This window comes from Bacillus sp. 5mfcol3.1 (genome assembly GCF_900114335.1).
GTDB classification, from domain to species: Bacteria; Bacillota; Bacilli; order Bacillales; family Bacillaceae_G; genus Bacillus_A; species Bacillus_A thuringiensis_S.
Genome location: NZ_FOST01000022.1, coordinates 1 through 15897, shown reverse-complemented (window position 1 = coordinate 15897; position 15897 = coordinate 1). Strand labels below are relative to the sequence as shown.

Here is a 15897-nt window from a genome sequence, read left to right as displayed (position 1 = left end):
GTCGCTCATTTGCGACTTCCTTATGTTAACATCTTCGTTAGTTAATGTCAACTAAGTTTTTCATTTCGTTTGCCGCTTTCGACGTTGTTGTCATCAGCGACTCGTATAATACTACACCTCTAAACTCTAATCGTCAATATGTTTTTCTAAAAAAATATAAAAAGACTTATTTCTTTTTAAAATAAGTCTTTTTATCATGTAACACGCTATCGTTTATTATTTTTCTATAATAGGTAAAGAGACGATAAATCGAATAATGCCCTCCTCATATTCAGCTCGAATACTACCACCTTGTAACTCAACAATACTTTTCGCAATCGCAAGCCCAAGTCCAGAACCTTCTGTTACTCTACTTCGAGATTGATCCTTCTTATAGAAACGTTCAAACAAATTCGCTAACTCTTCTCTCGTAAACTCTTCACTATGATTCGCAATTACAATTTGTATATCCCTGCGCTGCCTTTGAAGAGAAACTTTTATCTCCCCATCATCTTTACTATACTTAATCGCATTCATTAGTAAATTATCAAATACACGAACCATCTTTTCCGAATCAATCGATGCATAAGCACGTTCCTCAGGAAACTTCTTAACAAACGTAAGTCCATGCTCTTCCGCCTGCGGTACTAATTCTTCTATTAATTGCTCGAGTAACTCATTCATACAAACTTCTTGTTTTTCTAATATAACTTGTTCATTTGTTAACTTCGTATACTCAAATAAATCTTCTATTAAATTCTTTAGCTGCTCCGACTTTGCAAAAGCAATTCTCGTATACTCATCATGTTGTTCTTGATTTTCATATTTAGAATCTCGAAGTAATCGTAAGTAACCCATAATAGAAGTAAGCGGTGTACGTAAATCATGAGATACATTCGTAATAAGCTCATTTTTCTGCTTTTCTAATTTACGCTCTTTTTCTATATTATTCATAAGCTCTTCCGCCATATTATTAATATTCTCAGTTAAAGACGCAATCTCATCTTCACCTTTCTTCTCAATGCGGTACGCTAAGTTTCCTTTTTCTATTTCCTTTACACCTTCTGCCATTGCTTCAATCTGCTTCATCTTTCTCTTTGTTATATAGAAGAAAGAGAAAATGAATACAAGGACACCAATTAAAAATGGGAATGGTCCTTCTACTTTATAATACACTACCTCGCCTTGAGGAATCCCGCTTACAAACATATATAAGTTCTTACCTTCAATTGTAATAGGCGAGAATGTAATAAACTCTTTTCTTGATCTTTCAATATCATTATTATTTGAATAATTGATAGCAAATGAAGTCGCATTACGAATTGTATTATGCAAATTAATTTGTTCTTCTTGCGCTTGCTTCGTCTTATACAAAACTTTACCATTTTCGTCAGTAACTAATATTTTAAAGGCATCATGCCCTTGCTCTAAATTCTCATTTTCTAGTTCTATCATATTTTGTACAGCATCTAATTTATTTTCAGCAACCATCATTTCCGCTGTACTTTGAGCTTTACGATTAATTTGCTCCATACCATCTCTGTAATTAATCTCGGCATGCTGGCTAGCATCTTCAAAAATAGGTGCTACTATCTTCGTTGATACAAAGAGACCTAATAACGCACAAGCAGTAAACGCCGTAATAAGTTGAATCCTTATACTCCGTTTCACGCTCTTTATTATCTTTCCAATTAATTCTCGAATTTTCCGAACATAAGTAAACGGATTAAATATCTTTTTCAATCTTATACCCCACTCCCCATACTGTTTTTATATATCTAGGCTTCCTTGGATTCTCCTCAATCTTTTCACGTACTTTTCGAATATGCACCATTACAGTATTATCAGACTGGAAAGATCGTTCGTTCCACACCTTTTCATAAATTTGCTCCGCACTAAACACCATACCTGGATTTCTAGCTAGCAATTCTAAAATTGAAAATTCCCTTGGGGTTAGTTTCACTTCTTCTCCCTCTACAATAACTTTATGGGTCGAGATATTTATTTTCATCTCTCCAATTTCTAGCTCGTCCTCATTTTGAATAGCAAAACCATTCATTTTCATATAACGGCGTAACTGAGATTTAATTCGTGCAATTAACTCTAATGGATTAAAGGGCTTCGTTACGTAATCATCTGCTCCTGTTGTTAATCCTAAAATCTTATCCATATCTTGCGTTTTCGCAGAAAGCATAATGATAGGCATCTCTTTCGATTCTCTTACTTTCATACACATATGAATACCATCTACTTTCGGCATCATAATATCTAATACGACTAGATGCACTTCATTTTCTTCCAGTAAACGTAGCCCTTCTTCTCCGTCCCCTGCTTGTAATACTTTATATCCTTCATTCTTTAAATAGATTGTAATTAAATTCCGAATTTCTTTTTCATCATCTACGACAAGTATTGTTTCGTGTGCCACAATATCTCCCCCATTACTTTTTTAATCCCTAACTTCTATTATAGGAAAACTTCTGAAGAAAAACGCTCGGAAATCCTTAAGTTTTTCTGAAGACGCAAAAAAGGTCTAGACTCCCCTTAAGTCTAGACCTTTGAAAAAACCCCTTTTATTTACGAACGTAGATGAAATATAGTACGAATAAAACTCCCATAACATACATAATCGGATGAACCTCTTTACGACGACCACTCACAACCATTGTAATTGGATAGAAGATAAATCCAATCGCAATCCCAGTTGCGATACTATACGTAAGTGGCATAGAGATAATTGTAAAGAATGCTGGCACTGCAATCTCGAATTTCTTCCAATCAATTTCCCCTAAAGAAGAAACCATCAAGATTCCTACAATAATTAAAGCTGGTGCCGTTACAGCTGGCGTTACAACACTTAGTAATGGCGAGAAGAATAGTGCCAGTAAGAAGAATCCTGCTGTTACAACTGCTGTAAATCCAGAACGTCCTCCCGCTGCTACCCCTGCAGACGATTCAATGTAAGACGTTGTTGTTGATGTACCCAAGATCGCACCAATTACAGTCGCAATCGCATCTGCAAATAATGCTTTTCCTGCACGTGGTAATTTATTGTTCTTCATTAATCCAGCTTGATTCGCAACCGCTACAAGCGTACCTGCTGTATCAAAGAAATCGATAAAGAAAAACGTTATAATAACAATCCCCATTTGAACTGTAAAAATATCTCCGAAGTGCGTTAACGCAGCACCGAACGTTGGTTCTAGACTCGGTATTACTCCCACTACAGCTTTCGGAGTATCAATTAATCCTGTTGCCACTCCTAAGATCGCTGTAAGAATCATACCGTAAAATACAGCACCATTAACTTTCTTAATCATGAAGATGATTGTCGTAACAACCCCGAAGATTGCTAGTAACGTTGTGCCCTTTGTTAAGTCCCCCAACCCAACAAGAACAGCATCATTTTTCACGATAATTCCAGCATTTTGGAATCCAAGGAATGCAATGAACAATCCGATACCTGCTGCTACTGCAAACTTTAACTCCGATGGAATTGCATTAATGATTTTTTCACGAATACCTGAAGCAGTAAGAATAATAAAGATAATACCTGACATTAATGTTCCGGCAATGGCCGTTTGCCACGGAATACCCATCGTTAACACTGCTGTATAAGCAAAGAACGCGTTAATTCCCATACCTGGCGCTAAAGCAATTGGATACTTCGCGAAAATACCCATAATTAACGAACCGATTGCTGCCGCTAATGCCGTAGCAACGAATACTGCACCTGGATCCATCCCTGTACCTGCTGGTAACCCTTTAACATTTCCAAGCGACAGCGTAGCAGGATTGACAAACAGTACGTAAGCCATAGATAGAAATGTTGTTAACCCCGCTATGAACTCAGTCTTATAATTCGTACCGAGCTCATCAAATTGAAAATAGCGTTTCATCCTACGTTTCCCCCGTTATATGATTACTCGCCGTAATCTCCCTAGCCCTCTTTTATCTATTAAAAATAAAAAAGGCTTCCATTGCATATACATGGAAGCGTTCTATGAATAAAGACAAGTTTCCCCTCATCTTTATCTAAACGCCTCGTAGTCAAGCTATTTACGGTAGCTAGGTAGAAACTTTCGGGCCATATCCCCGATATTATACGACGGCATAATATTCACTTTTCGTTTGAATTACATACTCATATTAACTCTTGAATGTATTTTTGTCAATTTAAAAGCGAACATTTTTATATTTTTTTATATTTTCGTTCGTATTAACAGCGAAAACAAAAAGATCCATCTATTCATGAATGATAGATGGATCTTTTTTATTACAATACTATTCCCACTCAATAGTTGCTGGTGGCTTACTCGTTACATCATACACGATACGGTTAACGTGTTTTACTTCGTTTACGATACGAACAGAGATTTTCTCTAGTACGTCCCAAGGGATACGTGCCCAGTCAGCTGTCATACCGTCAATAGATGTTACTGCACGGATACCTACTGTGTAATCGTAAGTACGCTCGTCACCCATAACACCTACGCTACGCATACCAGGAAGTGCAGTGAAGTATTGCCAAATTTCACGGTCTAATCCCGCTTTAATAATTTCTTCACGTAAAATCGCATCAGATTCACGAACGATTTCTAATTTCTCTTCTGTGATTTCACCTAATACACGAATACCAAGACCAGGACCTGGGAATGGTTGACGCCATACGATTTCATCAGGAATTCCTAGTTCAGATCCTAATACACGTACTTCATCTTTAAATAACGTATTTAAAGGCTCAATTAATTTGAACTGCATGTCTTCTGGAAGTCCACCCACGTTATGGTGAGATTTAATTGTTTGTGCAGTTGCTGTACCACTTTCAACGATATCTGTGTAAAGTGTACCTTGTGCTAAGAAGTCCATACCTTGTAATTTAGATGCTTCATCATCAAATACGTAAATGAATTCGTTACCGATGATTTTACGTTTTTGTTCTGGATCTTCTACACCTTTTAACTTATTCATGAAGCGTTCTTGTGCATCCACTTTAATAACGTTCATATGGAAGCCTTCGCTAAATGTTTTCATAACGCCTTCTGCTTCACCTTTACGAAGTAAACCGTGGTCAACGAAAATACATGTTAACTGATCGCCGATTGCTTTATGAATTAATACTGCTACAACAGAAGAGTCTACGCCGCCACTAAGTGCACATAGTACTTTTTTGTCTCCAACAGTTTCACGAATCTTTTCTAATTCTACTTCGATAAAGTTCTCCATGTTCCATCCTTCAGAACAACCACATACGCCGAATACGAAGTTTTTAATTAAATCGTTACCGTGCTCAGAGTGACGTACTTCTGGGTGGAATTGTACACCGTATAAGTTTTTCGCTTCATTGCTCATACCAGCAATTGGGCAAGACTCACTTGTTGCGTCTACTACGAATCCTTCAGGTAAACCAGTTACTAAGTCGCCATGGCTCATCCATACAACTTGCTCTTCTGGAAGGTTCGCATATAATTTTGATTCGTTCTCTACTTTAAGAACAGCTTTTCCGTACTCACGGTGGTTGGCACGCTCTACTTTACCACCGAAGTGTTGTGTCATAAGCTGCATACCGTAACAGATACCGAAGATCGGTAAACCTAGTTCGAAGATTTTTTCATCACAATGTAATGCACCTTCACCGTATACGCTATTTGGTCCACCAGAGAAAATAATCCCTTTTGGATTCATTGCTTTAATTTCTTCTGCAGTAATTGTATGTGGATGAAGTTCACTGTATACACCGAACTCACGAATTCGACGTGCTATTAACTGATTGTATTGACTTCCAAAATCTAAAACGATAATTGTATCGTGTTGCTTCTTCAAAATAATCACCCCAACGTTAGTTCTCGTATATAAATATTTTCACCAATTTGGCGAAAAGCATTACTAATATAATAAAAAAAGCCAGTCCTCCGCCTCTAGTCTCATAACAAAGAAAAGGCAGGGGTCTGACTTTATAAAGAAAGATAGTCTCCGCTCTTTATAAATATAAGACACACTGCCTTCATAGTCAGGTTGTTTACGGTAACCCGGTAGAGACTCTCAAACCATATCATTGAGGATATATGAAGGATCGTTTTATATTATCTTCCTAGATTCTAACAATGAAGTATCTATATGGTCAAGAGAGAAAGCGACAAAATTCTACAGAAATTCATTTCCTTTTCTAAAAAACATAAAAAAACATCCATTTCTATATAGAAATGGATGTTTTTTAGGGCAAACGGAATTACATCATTCCGCCCATACCGCCCATGCCCATGCCGCCCATGTCAGGCATTGCTGGTGCATTTGGTTCTGGCTTGTCAGCTACTACAGCTTCAGTTGTTAAGAACATAGCTGCAACAGATGCTGCGTTTTGAAGTGCAGAACGAGTTACTTTAGCTGGATCTACGATACCAGACTCAAGCATGTTAACCCATTCGCCAGTAGCTGCGTTGAAACCAACGCCTACTTTTTCGCCTTTTAGACGCTCTACAACTACAGATCCTTCTAGACCAGCGTTGATTGCGATTTGACGAACTGGCTCTTCTAGTGCACGAAGTACGATGTTGATACCTGTTGCTTCGTCGCCTTCAGCTACGATAGAAGCTACTTTCGTGTATACGTTCATAAGTGAAGTACCACCACCTGCAACGATACCTTCTTCTACTGCTGCACGAGTTGAGTTAAGTGCATCTTCAATGCGAAGTTTGCGCTCTTTTAACTCAGTTTCAGTTGCTGCACCGACTTTAATTACTGCTACGCCACCTGCAAGTTTCGCAAGACGCTCTTGTAATTTTTCACGATCGAATTCAGAAGTTGTTTCTTCTAATTGCGCACGAATTTGACCGATGCGAGCTGCGATTTGCTCTGTATTTCCAATACCTTCAACTACAGTTGTGTTTTCTTTTGTAACAACAACTTTACCAGCGCGTCCTAAAGATTCAACTGTAGCAGATTTTAAGTCACGACCTAATTCTTCAGTGATTACTTCGCCACCAGTTAAGATTGCGATATCTTCTAGCATTGCTTTACGACGGTCACCAAATCCAGGAGCTTTAACAGCTACTACATTGAATGTACCACGAAGTTTGTTCACTACTAATGTAGCTAAAGCTTCGCCTTCTACATCTTCAGCAATGATAAGAAGTGGTTTACCTTGTTGTACCACTTGCTCTAATACTGGTAAGATTTCTTGAATGTTAGAAATCTTTTTGTCAGTAATTAAGATGTATGGGTTATCAAGAACTGCTTCCATTTTATCAGAATCAGTAATCATGTAAGGAGATGCATATCCACGATCAAATTGCATACCTTCTACTACGTCTAATTCTGTTGTGAATCCTTTAGACTCTTCTAAAGTAATAACGCCGTCGTTACCAACGCGCTCCATTGCTTCAGCGATTAATTGACCTACTTCTTCGTCAGCTGCAGAAATAGCAGCTACTTGTGCGATAGAAGATTTGCCTTCGATTGGTTTAGAAATCGTTTTTAATTCTTCAATTGCAGCAGTAACAGCTTTTTCGATACCTTTACGAAGACCCATTGGGTTAGCACCAGCTGTTACGTTTTTAAGACCTTCACGAATCATAGCTTGCGCTAATACAGTTGCAGTTGTTGTTCCGTCACCAGCTACATCATTTGTTTTGCTAGCAACTTCTGCTACTAATTTCGCACCCATGTTTTCGAATGCATCTTCTAATTCGATTTCTTTTGCGATTGTTACACCATCATTTGTAATAAGTGGTGAACCAAATTTTTTCTCAAGTACAACGTTACGACCTTTTGGTCCAAGTGTTACTTTTACTGCGTTTGCAAGAGTGTCGACACCGCGAAGCATCGAACGACGTGCTTCTTCACTAAATTTAATATCTTTTGCCATAATAATTGACCCCCTTGGATTTTTTAAGATTTATATAATTAACCGATAACTGCTAAAATGTCACTTTCACGTAAAATCAAGTAGTCTGTACCTTCATATTTCACTTCAGTACCTGCATATTTTGAGAAGATGATAAGATCACCTGCTGCTACCTCTAAAGCAACACGCTCACCATTCTCAAGCACTCGACCAGTACCTACTGCAACAACTTTACCCTCTTGTGGTTTTTCTTTTGCAGTATCTGGTAATACGATACCACTTGCTGTTTTTTCTTCTGCTTGAACAAGCTCAATTACAACGCGATCACCTAATGGCTTTAGCATGAACAATAACCTCCTCATTTTGTTATGTAAATTTCTTTTATTAGCACTCAAGTCATCCGAGTGCTAACACACTTATAATAATAAATAATCTCAATTTCTTTTGCAAGTAAAAAAATCATAATTTTTTCGCAAATCACTATATAAACTTTCTATATAGAATACTGCCTTTACTATATGAATCGTTGTTTCCACTGCTCGTATGTTACAATATGAAAGGACACCCTAAGTTGTTTTCGCTACACACACAACTTTCTCCTGTCTTCTATTATAATTTCAAATAAGGATTTACGAAAAAAACATAATTCAAGTGAGGTTTATATCGTAGGTAGCATATTTACATGTTATCCTAACTTATCTCATACACTATAGTTAGAAAGGATGGTTAAACCATTTGAAGAAACAATACTGGTGGATTATCGTTACATACATTTTAATGCAGTTATCTGGCGTTGTTGGATTGCCACTTCTCCTAAAAACAGGACTCTATGATAATAGAGGATTTACCATGGAGGAAAAAGGACAAATCATAACGGGACACTGGGCAATTATTAGCTTCTTTGTTGCATTATGTATCGTACTTTGGTTACTTAGAACAGACATTCGTGACAGGCATTTAGATGCAATGCGCTCTTCTGTTCCAGCTACTATTGGATGGATTTTCATCGGCTTCTTCTTGGCTTTCTTTTCACAAATAGTTGCCGGTATGATCGAGATGCAGCTGCTAGGAATTAAACAAGGTTCAGAAAATACAATGAAACTGATGGAAATTGCAAGAACGACACCTTGGTTCCTTATTGTCGTATCTATAATCGGACCTATCTTGGAAGAAATCGTATTTAGAAAAATTTTATTTGGTACACTTTATAAGAAGTTTAACTTCTTTATTGCAGCTATCATTAGTTCGCTTGTATTTGCAGCAATTCATTTTGATTTTACTCATTTATTGGTATACACTGCTATGGGGCTCGTATTCGCCTTCTTATATGTGAAGACGAAGCGTATTATCGTTCCGATTGCAGCTCATGTTGCGATGAATACATTAGTCGCTATTGGGCAAATTTTTATGAGCAATGAGCAAATTCAAGAAATGATTAAAGAAGCTGAAAAAATGCAAGGCTTTATCGGAGGATTTTTTGTATGAGAAACTCACCATTGTTCATGGCTGCACTATACTTCCTTCTTGGATGTATCTTTACACGCTTCGCCATTACGAACGTGACAGATACAATCTGGAATGTGTGGACAATACTATTTGCAGTTATGGCAACAATTGATTTTAATTTGGCACTTCGCCTTATATTAGTTAAATTCACAAAGAAGAAACAATAATAAAACGCAGAGGTCGCTTCCTCTGCGTTTTATTGTGGATAGTTTTTCAAAAAGTAAACTAATGTTTGTAACTCTACAGCTAAATCAATATGATGAATTCTAATATTCTCTGATACGTTTAATCGTGCTGGTGTGAAATTCAAAATACCATGCACGCTCGTTTCAGCTAATCTATCTGCTACAGCTTGTGCTACTGTAGCCGGTACTGTTAATATTGCCACTTGTATATCATTTGATAATCTCTCTTCTAATTCATCTAAATGGTATACAGGAATGCCCCCGATTTCTGTTCCAACTTTCTCTTCACTAACATCAAATGCCATTTCAATTTTTGTATTATTGTTTTTCGTGAAATTATAATGTAAGAAAGCGGTCCCTAAATTACCTACTCCAATAAGTGCTACACGCGTTATATCATCTTGATCAAGTGTTTCGCGGAAAAATGATAATAAATAATTTACGTTATATCCATATCCCTTTTTCCCTAACGCTCCAAAATACGAAAAATCTCTTCGTATTGTTGCGGAATCTACTTTTACCGCTTCACTCAATTCGGCCGATGAAACACGCTGCTTACCAGAAAGAGATAAGTTTTGGATAAATCGATAGTATAGAGGCAATCTTTTAGCAGTGGCTTGTGGAATCTTTTGCTGATCCATATGACCTCTCCTCTCTTCCTATCTTTATTCATATACTTTAATCAAATACAGAAGTTTAGCACTCATTAAATTCCTTGTATAATAAAGAGAAGAAGTATTCTCTCTTATTTTAAACTATACACTATTTTTAGTATGATTGAGAAATATAAACATGGCAAAGTTAAGAAATTATTTGAGGTGAAAACATTGATTTTATTACAAGTAAATGGACTTTCGAAATTATACGGTGCAGAAACAATTCTTGCAAACATAAAATTGGAAGTACAAACAAAAGATCGTATCGCATTAGTCGGAAGGAATGGAGCTGGAAAATCTACATTATTAAAAATTATCGCTGGTGAGTTATCACATGATGGTGGCGAAATTATAAAACCGAAAGATGTCTCAATCGGGTATTTAGCTCAAAATACCGGCCTAGAAACGTCTTTAACAATTTGGGATGAAATGCTAACCGTCTTTACCCACTTACAGCAAATGGAGACAAAACTTCGAAGGCTTGAGCAAGAAATGGGAAAAGAAGAAAACTTTTCAAACGAAGCTATATATGAAAGATTGTTAGCTGATTATGACCAATTGCAACTCAATTATAAAGATCAAGGTGGATATCAATATGAAGCGGATATTCGCTCCATTTTAAGCGGCCTTGGCTTCCCAGTTGAAACGCACCAGACGACGATTTCTACTTTAAGCGGTGGGCAAAAAACAAGATTAGCTCTCGGAAAATTATTATTAACAAAACCAGACTTACTTATTTTGGACGAGCCTACAAACCATTTAGACATCGAAACATTAACATGGCTTGAGCAATATTTACAAGGTTATCCTGGCGCAATATTAATCGTTTCACATGACCGTTATTTCTTAGACAAACTTGTTACACAAGTATATGAAATTTCGAATAAAGAAAGCAGACGATTTGTTGGTAACTACAGTAAATATTTAGACTTAAAATCAGCATTATATGAGCAAGAAATGAAACGTTACGAAAAACAACAAGATGAAATCGCAAAACTTGAGGACTTCGTTCAAAAGAATATAGCTCGCGCCTCTACAACGAAACGTGCTCAAAGTCGCCGTAAACAACTAGACAGAATGGAATTATTAACGAGACCATTAGGGGATTCTAAGTCAGCATCATTCCACTTCGATATTGAAAAGCAAAGTGGAAATGATGTTTTACAAGTAAAGGATGCAACCATTGGCTATGATGAGGACCCTATAATTGAAAACGTAACTATGCGCTTAACTCGCGGAGATAGTGTTGCTTTAGTTGGTCCAAACGGAATTGGGAAATCCACATTATTAAAATCTATTGTGAATAAGTTACCACTATTAAATGGTGATGTTTCTTTCGGATCAAATGTATCTGTTGGTTATTATGATCAAGAACAAGCAAACTTAACATCTTCTAAACGGGTTTTAAATGAACTATGGGATGAATATCCACTGCAACCTGAAAAAGAAATCCGTACTATACTCGGGAACTTTTTATTTACAGGAGATGATGTACTGAAACCAGTATCTTCCCTTAGTGGTGGACAAAAAGCTCGATTAGCTCTTGCGAAGCTTATGATGCAAAAGTCAAATTTATTAATTCTGGATGAGCCTACGAACCACCTTGATTTAAATAGCAAAGAGATTTTAGAGAATGCTTTAATTGATTATCCAGGGACTCTTCTATTTGTCTCACATGACCGCTACTTCATTAACCGTGTAACAACGACTGTGATTGAGTTATCAACAGAAGGTGCACAGGAATATTTAGGGGATTACGATTACTATGTGGAGAAGAAAAATGAAATGATTGAACGCGCAGCATTTGAACAACTTGAACAGCAAGAAAATCAGGCACCTGTTCAAAAAACTGTAGCTCAAGAAAAATTAAATTATCTCGAAGAAAAAGAGCGTAAACAATTAGAACGTCAACGCACTCGAAAAATTGAAGAACTAGAACAAAACATCGTAAACTTAGAAGAAGAAATTGCTACGTTAGAAGATCAACTTTGCTTACCAGAAATATATGCAGATTATGAAAAAGCGAGTGAAATTACAACTAAAAAACAAACGCTACAAGTACAACTTGAAACTTGTATGGCAGAGTGGGAAGAGCTGCATGTATAAGAGTATTTAAATAAGGAAGATGTCTCATCAGTCATGATTTTTGACTATGTGACATCTTTTTTCTTTAAGTACATAAATAATTTTTTGAATATATCAATGGTAACTCGGAATATATCAACCAATTTTCAAATACATCTATCGTAACCCTATATATATAAACGATTCGACACGAAATATCGATTTACCGACAAGGATTGACAACATCAGCACCCTCTATAATAGAAGGATATTTCAAAATGTTTTTCAGGGATATCTTCTTACTTTTTATTTCCCGAAAAACAATATATACAAAGGTCAGACTTCATCTAGTTTATCCACAAACTTATACACATATCCACCTTTATAAAATAGCTATCAAAACAACTTTTCCACATTATCCACAACTATCAAAAAAGATATCAACACTTTATATACACAACAAAACCCACATTATCAACAGATAATATGGGTTTTATCCACAAGCTGTGGTTAATTATGTGCATAACTATGCTTCAATATCTAATCCTGGATTCGCATTTAAGGCTAATGTTGCACGCTTGCCTTGTTCATACGCAATTGTCCCTGCCGCTGCAATCATTGCTGCATTATCTGTGCATAAAGATAGCGGTGGAATAATTAGTTCAATGTTTTCTTTTTGTGCAAATTCTTCTTCTAATCGCGCACGAAGTCCTTTATTAGCAGCTACTCCACCAGCAAGAAGTAATTGCTTTACATTATAAGCCTCTGCTGCACGAGCTGCTTTCGTTACAAGTACATCTATTACACTTTCTTGGAAACTTGCCGCTAAATCTTCTGGTTTAATTTCTATACCACGTTGTTTCGCGTTATGCACAGTGTTGATAACTGCTGATTTCAATCCACTAAAGCTAAAATCATATGAATTCGGTTCTAGCCATGCACGAGGCAAATCAATTGTTGGTTCTCCTTCATGTGCAAGACGATCAATATGAGGACCACCTGGATATGGCATAGATAACGTACGAGCTACTTTATCATATGCTTCTCCAGCTGCATCATCTCGCGTTTCACCAATTACTTCAAATGAACCATGTTCTTTCATATAAACAAGTTCTGTATGCCCACCAGATACAACAAGTGATAATAGCGGGAATTGAACTTCTTTTACTAAACGGTTCGCATAAATATGGCCAGCAATATGATGAACACCGACTAACGGAATATCATGTGCAAAAGCTACTGCCTTCGCTGCATTTACCCCAATTAAAAGTGCTCCTACTAAACCAGGCCCTTCTGTTACAGCAATTGCATCAATATCATCAAATGTGATATTTGCTTCTTTTAAAGCTTCTTCTAACACAACTGTAATTTCTTCTACATGATGACGGGATGCAATCTCTGGTACAACCCCGCCAAAACGTTTATGACTTTCGATTTGTGATGCAACGACATTCGCAATAATTTCCGTTCCATTTTTAACAACCGCCACCGCTGTTTCATCACAGCTTGTTTCAATCCCAAGTATAATCGTATTTTTTTCCATTATATATTCACCCACATTACAAGACCATCTTCCTGATTGTCTGCATAGTATCGTTTACGAATTCCACCATTTTGAAATCCATATTTTTTGTACAACTGCTTTGCTACTTCATTTGATACACGTACTTCAAGCGTCATTGTTTTTACCCCTAGTTCTTTCGCTTCTGAAATAACTGCTTTCAATAAGGCATCTCCTAATTTTTGACCTCGGTATTCTGGCAAAATAGCTATATTTGTTATATGTGATTCATCAATAATTATCCACAATCCACAATATCCGATTACACGACCATCTTTTTCTAACACAATATAATGTGCATGTTCATTCATCGTTAATTCACGGTGAAAGGCATCTGCAGTCCAAGGAGTTGAAAAAGACACTTCTTCAATAGCTACAATTTGAGCAATATCATCAAGTTCCATCTTTCTAAATATCATATCCATCTTCTGCAAGGCCCCTACTTGTTTTGACTTTCTAACCACTTTGTTTCAGCTTCAGCTAAACGAAGATAGCTCGGAACAAACGTATGCACATCTTGTTCTTCTTTTTGTAACCCTAAGAATGCTAGCTCACTTGGTCTTGGATTATTTTTAGTAAACGGAGCGAATACAGCTTGATCACCTAAATGTTCTATAATTATTTCTTTATGCAATTTAACATCATTACCGATAAATAAAACAGGCTGTCCTTTATCTTTTAACATTTGCAACCAGTCCACAATAAGAATAATTCGGTCTTCTTCTATTGAAGTTAACTGCTCTCCTTCATATGTATATAATCCAGTATAGATTTGCCCACGTCTTCCATCAAATAAAGGACAAATTAATCCATTAAAGTTAGCACCGTTTGCAGCTACTACCTCTAAACTTGATACACCTACAATTGGTATTTGAAGTGACCAAGCTAATGTTTTTGCCGCTGTCACGCCTATGCGAACACCTGTATATGATCCAGGTCCAGCAGCTACTACGATTTTAGTTAATTCCTTCGGTTTTACACCACATTCTTTTAACAGTTGCTCTACAGCTGGCATAAGACGTACAGAATGGTTTTTCGTCAAATTTGTAATGATTTCCCCAATCACGTTTCCTTCCTCAATAAGGGATACACCCATTACGTAATTTGAAGTATCAATTGCTAGTACTTTCATCTTGTAATAGCTCCTCACATAATCTAATATAGCGATCTCCAATTGGCTCGAGTATAATTTTTCTTGTGTCATCTCCCGCATGGAATAAACTAATTTGTAACTTTTCATTCGGTAAATATGCTTCTATTAAATGAGCCCATTCCACTACCGTAATTCCTTCACCGTAGAAATACTCATCAAAGCCTAAGTCCTCTTCGCTTTCTGCTAAGCGATACACATCCATATGATATAGTGGTAATCTTCCTTTATATTCTTTAATAATATTAAAGGTAGGACTATTTACAACTCTTTTCACTCCAAGACCTTTTGCTAGCCCCTTTGTAAAAGTCGTCTTCCCAGCTCCAAGATCTCCTTCTAAAATAATTACATCTTGTGCCTCTACGAGTTCACCTAGTTTTTCTGATAACCTTTGTGTTTCCGCAGAAGATTTTGTTGTTACTTCATATTTGCTCACAGACTTCACCTACTTTACTCACAATGTTCTCTGCTCTTTATTATACAGGTTTTGAATATATAAAAAAGTCCTTAGGAGTTGTCCTAAGGATAGTTTGACTGTCTTTATTAGTTTTTTGTTAAAACAAATAAAAAAATACGAAACAATTTGTTTCGTTCTTTTCTTTATATAAAATGGCGGTCCCGACCGGGGTCGAACCGGCGATCTCCTGCGTGACAGGCAGGCATGTTAACCACTACACCACGGGACCATTTGGTTGCGGGGACAGGATTTGAACCTGCGACCTTCGGGTTATGAGCCCGACGAGCTACCGTACTGCTCCACCCCGCGATGATATAAATAGCTTGGCGACGTCCTACTCTCACAGGGACAAGGTCCCAACTACCATCGGCGCTAGAGAGCTTAACTTCCGTGTTCGGTATGGGAACGGGTGTGACCTCTCTGCCATCATCACCAAACTATGAAGGCATATTCCTTCAAAACTAGATAACACTTGCTACATATTATATGGTTAAGT

Annotated in this window: 14 protein-coding genes, 2 tRNA genes, 1 rRNA gene and 2 riboswitches; of the genes, 3 read left to right on the top strand and 14 right to left on the bottom strand. The window is 37.0% G+C overall.

All coding sequences use genetic code 11. The features are described 5' to 3' along the window. Positions 1-216: 216 nt before the first annotated feature. The 6 genes from BM089_RS29270 to groES form a co-directional block, all read right to left on the bottom strand. Positions 217-1722 (bottom strand): HAMP domain-containing sensor histidine kinase, encoded by a 1506-nt coding sequence (locus BM089_RS29270; RefSeq protein ID WP_090978976.1) that lies wholly within the window; start codon positions 1720-1722, stop codon positions 217-219. Further along, positions 1706-2407, bottom strand: coding sequence for a response regulator transcription factor (locus BM089_RS29265; RefSeq protein WP_000929891.1), 702 nt, complete (start codon positions 2405-2407; stop codon positions 1706-1708). The genes BM089_RS29270 and BM089_RS29265 overlap by 17 nt, the downstream gene beginning before the upstream one ends. 145 nt (positions 2408-2552) lie before the next feature. Next, positions 2553-3878 (bottom strand): NCS2 family permease, encoded by a 1326-nt coding sequence (locus BM089_RS29260; RefSeq protein ID WP_090978973.1) that lies wholly within the window; start codon positions 3876-3878, stop codon positions 2553-2555. Positions 3879-4006: 128 nt separating this feature from the next. Then, positions 4007-4108, bottom strand: a riboswitch (purine riboswitch). A gap of 155 nt (positions 4109-4263) precedes the next feature. After that, the gene (gene guaA, locus BM089_RS29255; RefSeq protein WP_164468883.1) at positions 4264-5805 is read right to left on the bottom strand and encodes a glutamine-hydrolyzing GMP synthase; all 1542 of its coding nucleotides are present in this window, start codon (positions 5803-5805) and stop codon (positions 4264-4266) included. Between the two features lie 161 nt (positions 5806-5966). After that, positions 5967-6068: riboswitch (purine riboswitch) on the bottom strand. Positions 6069-6208: 140 nt separating this feature from the next. After that, entirely contained in the window at positions 6209-7843 is a 1635-nt protein-coding gene (groL, locus tag BM089_RS29250) for a chaperonin GroEL (protein ID WP_001029992.1), read from the bottom strand. Between the two features lie 38 nt (positions 7844-7881). Further along, the gene (gene groES, locus BM089_RS29245; RefSeq protein ID WP_000917311.1) at positions 7882-8166 is read right to left on the bottom strand and encodes a co-chaperone GroES; all 285 of its coding nucleotides are present in this window, start codon (positions 8164-8166) and stop codon (positions 7882-7884) included. Between the two features lie 391 nt (positions 8167-8557). Between groES and BM089_RS29240 the strand changes: the two genes are divergently transcribed. Continuing rightward, positions 8558-9307, top strand: a complete 750-nt coding sequence (locus tag BM089_RS29240; RefSeq protein ID WP_090978970.1) for a CPBP family intramembrane glutamic endopeptidase — start codon at positions 8558-8560, stop codon at positions 9305-9307. Next, positions 9304-9495, top strand: a complete 192-nt coding sequence (locus BM089_RS29235; RefSeq protein ID WP_001246204.1) for a YdiK family protein — start codon at positions 9304-9306, stop codon at positions 9493-9495. The genes BM089_RS29240 and BM089_RS29235 overlap by 4 nt, the downstream gene beginning before the upstream one ends. 29 nt (positions 9496-9524) lie before the next feature. Here BM089_RS29235 and BM089_RS29230 read toward each other — a convergent pair whose 3' ends face one another. After that, positions 9525-10154, bottom strand: coding sequence for a redox-sensing transcriptional repressor Rex (locus BM089_RS29230; protein WP_000372699.1), 630 nt, complete (start codon positions 10152-10154; stop codon positions 9525-9527). Between the two features lie 186 nt (positions 10155-10340). On the opposite strand from BM089_RS29230, the gene BM089_RS29225 reads away from it, so the two are divergent. Next, on the top strand, positions 10341-12275 hold the full coding sequence (locus tag BM089_RS29225) for an ABC-F family ATP-binding cassette domain-containing protein (protein ID WP_217648222.1): 1935 nt from the start codon (positions 10341-10343) through the stop codon (positions 12273-12275). Positions 12276-12759: 484 nt separating this feature from the next. Here the strand turns inward: BM089_RS29225 and tsaD are convergent, their stop codons facing one another. The 7 genes from tsaD to rrf all read right to left on the bottom strand — a co-directional run bounded on the left by tsaD (position 12760) and on the right by rrf (position 15838). Then, the gene (gene tsaD, locus BM089_RS29220; RefSeq protein WP_000414595.1) at positions 12760-13776 is read right to left on the bottom strand and encodes a tRNA (adenosine(37)-N6)-threonylcarbamoyltransferase complex transferase subunit TsaD; all 1017 of its coding nucleotides are present in this window, start codon (positions 13774-13776) and stop codon (positions 12760-12762) included. Further along, positions 13776-14219 (bottom strand): ribosomal protein S18-alanine N-acetyltransferase, encoded by a 444-nt coding sequence (gene rimI, locus BM089_RS29215; protein ID WP_000367207.1) that lies wholly within the window; start codon positions 14217-14219, stop codon positions 13776-13778. Before rimI ends, tsaD begins: the two co-directional genes overlap by 1 nt. A gap of 14 nt (positions 14220-14233) precedes the next feature. Continuing rightward, entirely contained in the window at positions 14234-14926 is a 693-nt protein-coding gene (gene tsaB / locus BM089_RS29210; RefSeq protein WP_000865770.1) for a tRNA (adenosine(37)-N6)-threonylcarbamoyltransferase complex dimerization subunit type 1 TsaB, read from the bottom strand. After that, positions 14907-15380, bottom strand: coding sequence for a tRNA (adenosine(37)-N6)-threonylcarbamoyltransferase complex ATPase subunit type 1 TsaE (tsaE, locus tag BM089_RS29205; protein ID WP_000049640.1), 474 nt, complete (start codon positions 15378-15380; stop codon positions 14907-14909). The genes tsaB and tsaE overlap by 20 nt, the downstream gene beginning before the upstream one ends. 174 nt (positions 15381-15554) lie before the next feature. Next, positions 15555-15630 (bottom strand) — tRNA-Asp (locus tag BM089_RS29200). Positions 15631-15633: 3 nt separating this feature from the next. Next, positions 15634-15710 (bottom strand) — tRNA-Met (locus BM089_RS29195). 12 nt (positions 15711-15722) lie between these two features. Then, positions 15723-15838, bottom strand: a 5S ribosomal RNA gene (gene rrf, locus BM089_RS29190). Positions 15839-15897 lie beyond the last annotated feature (59 nt).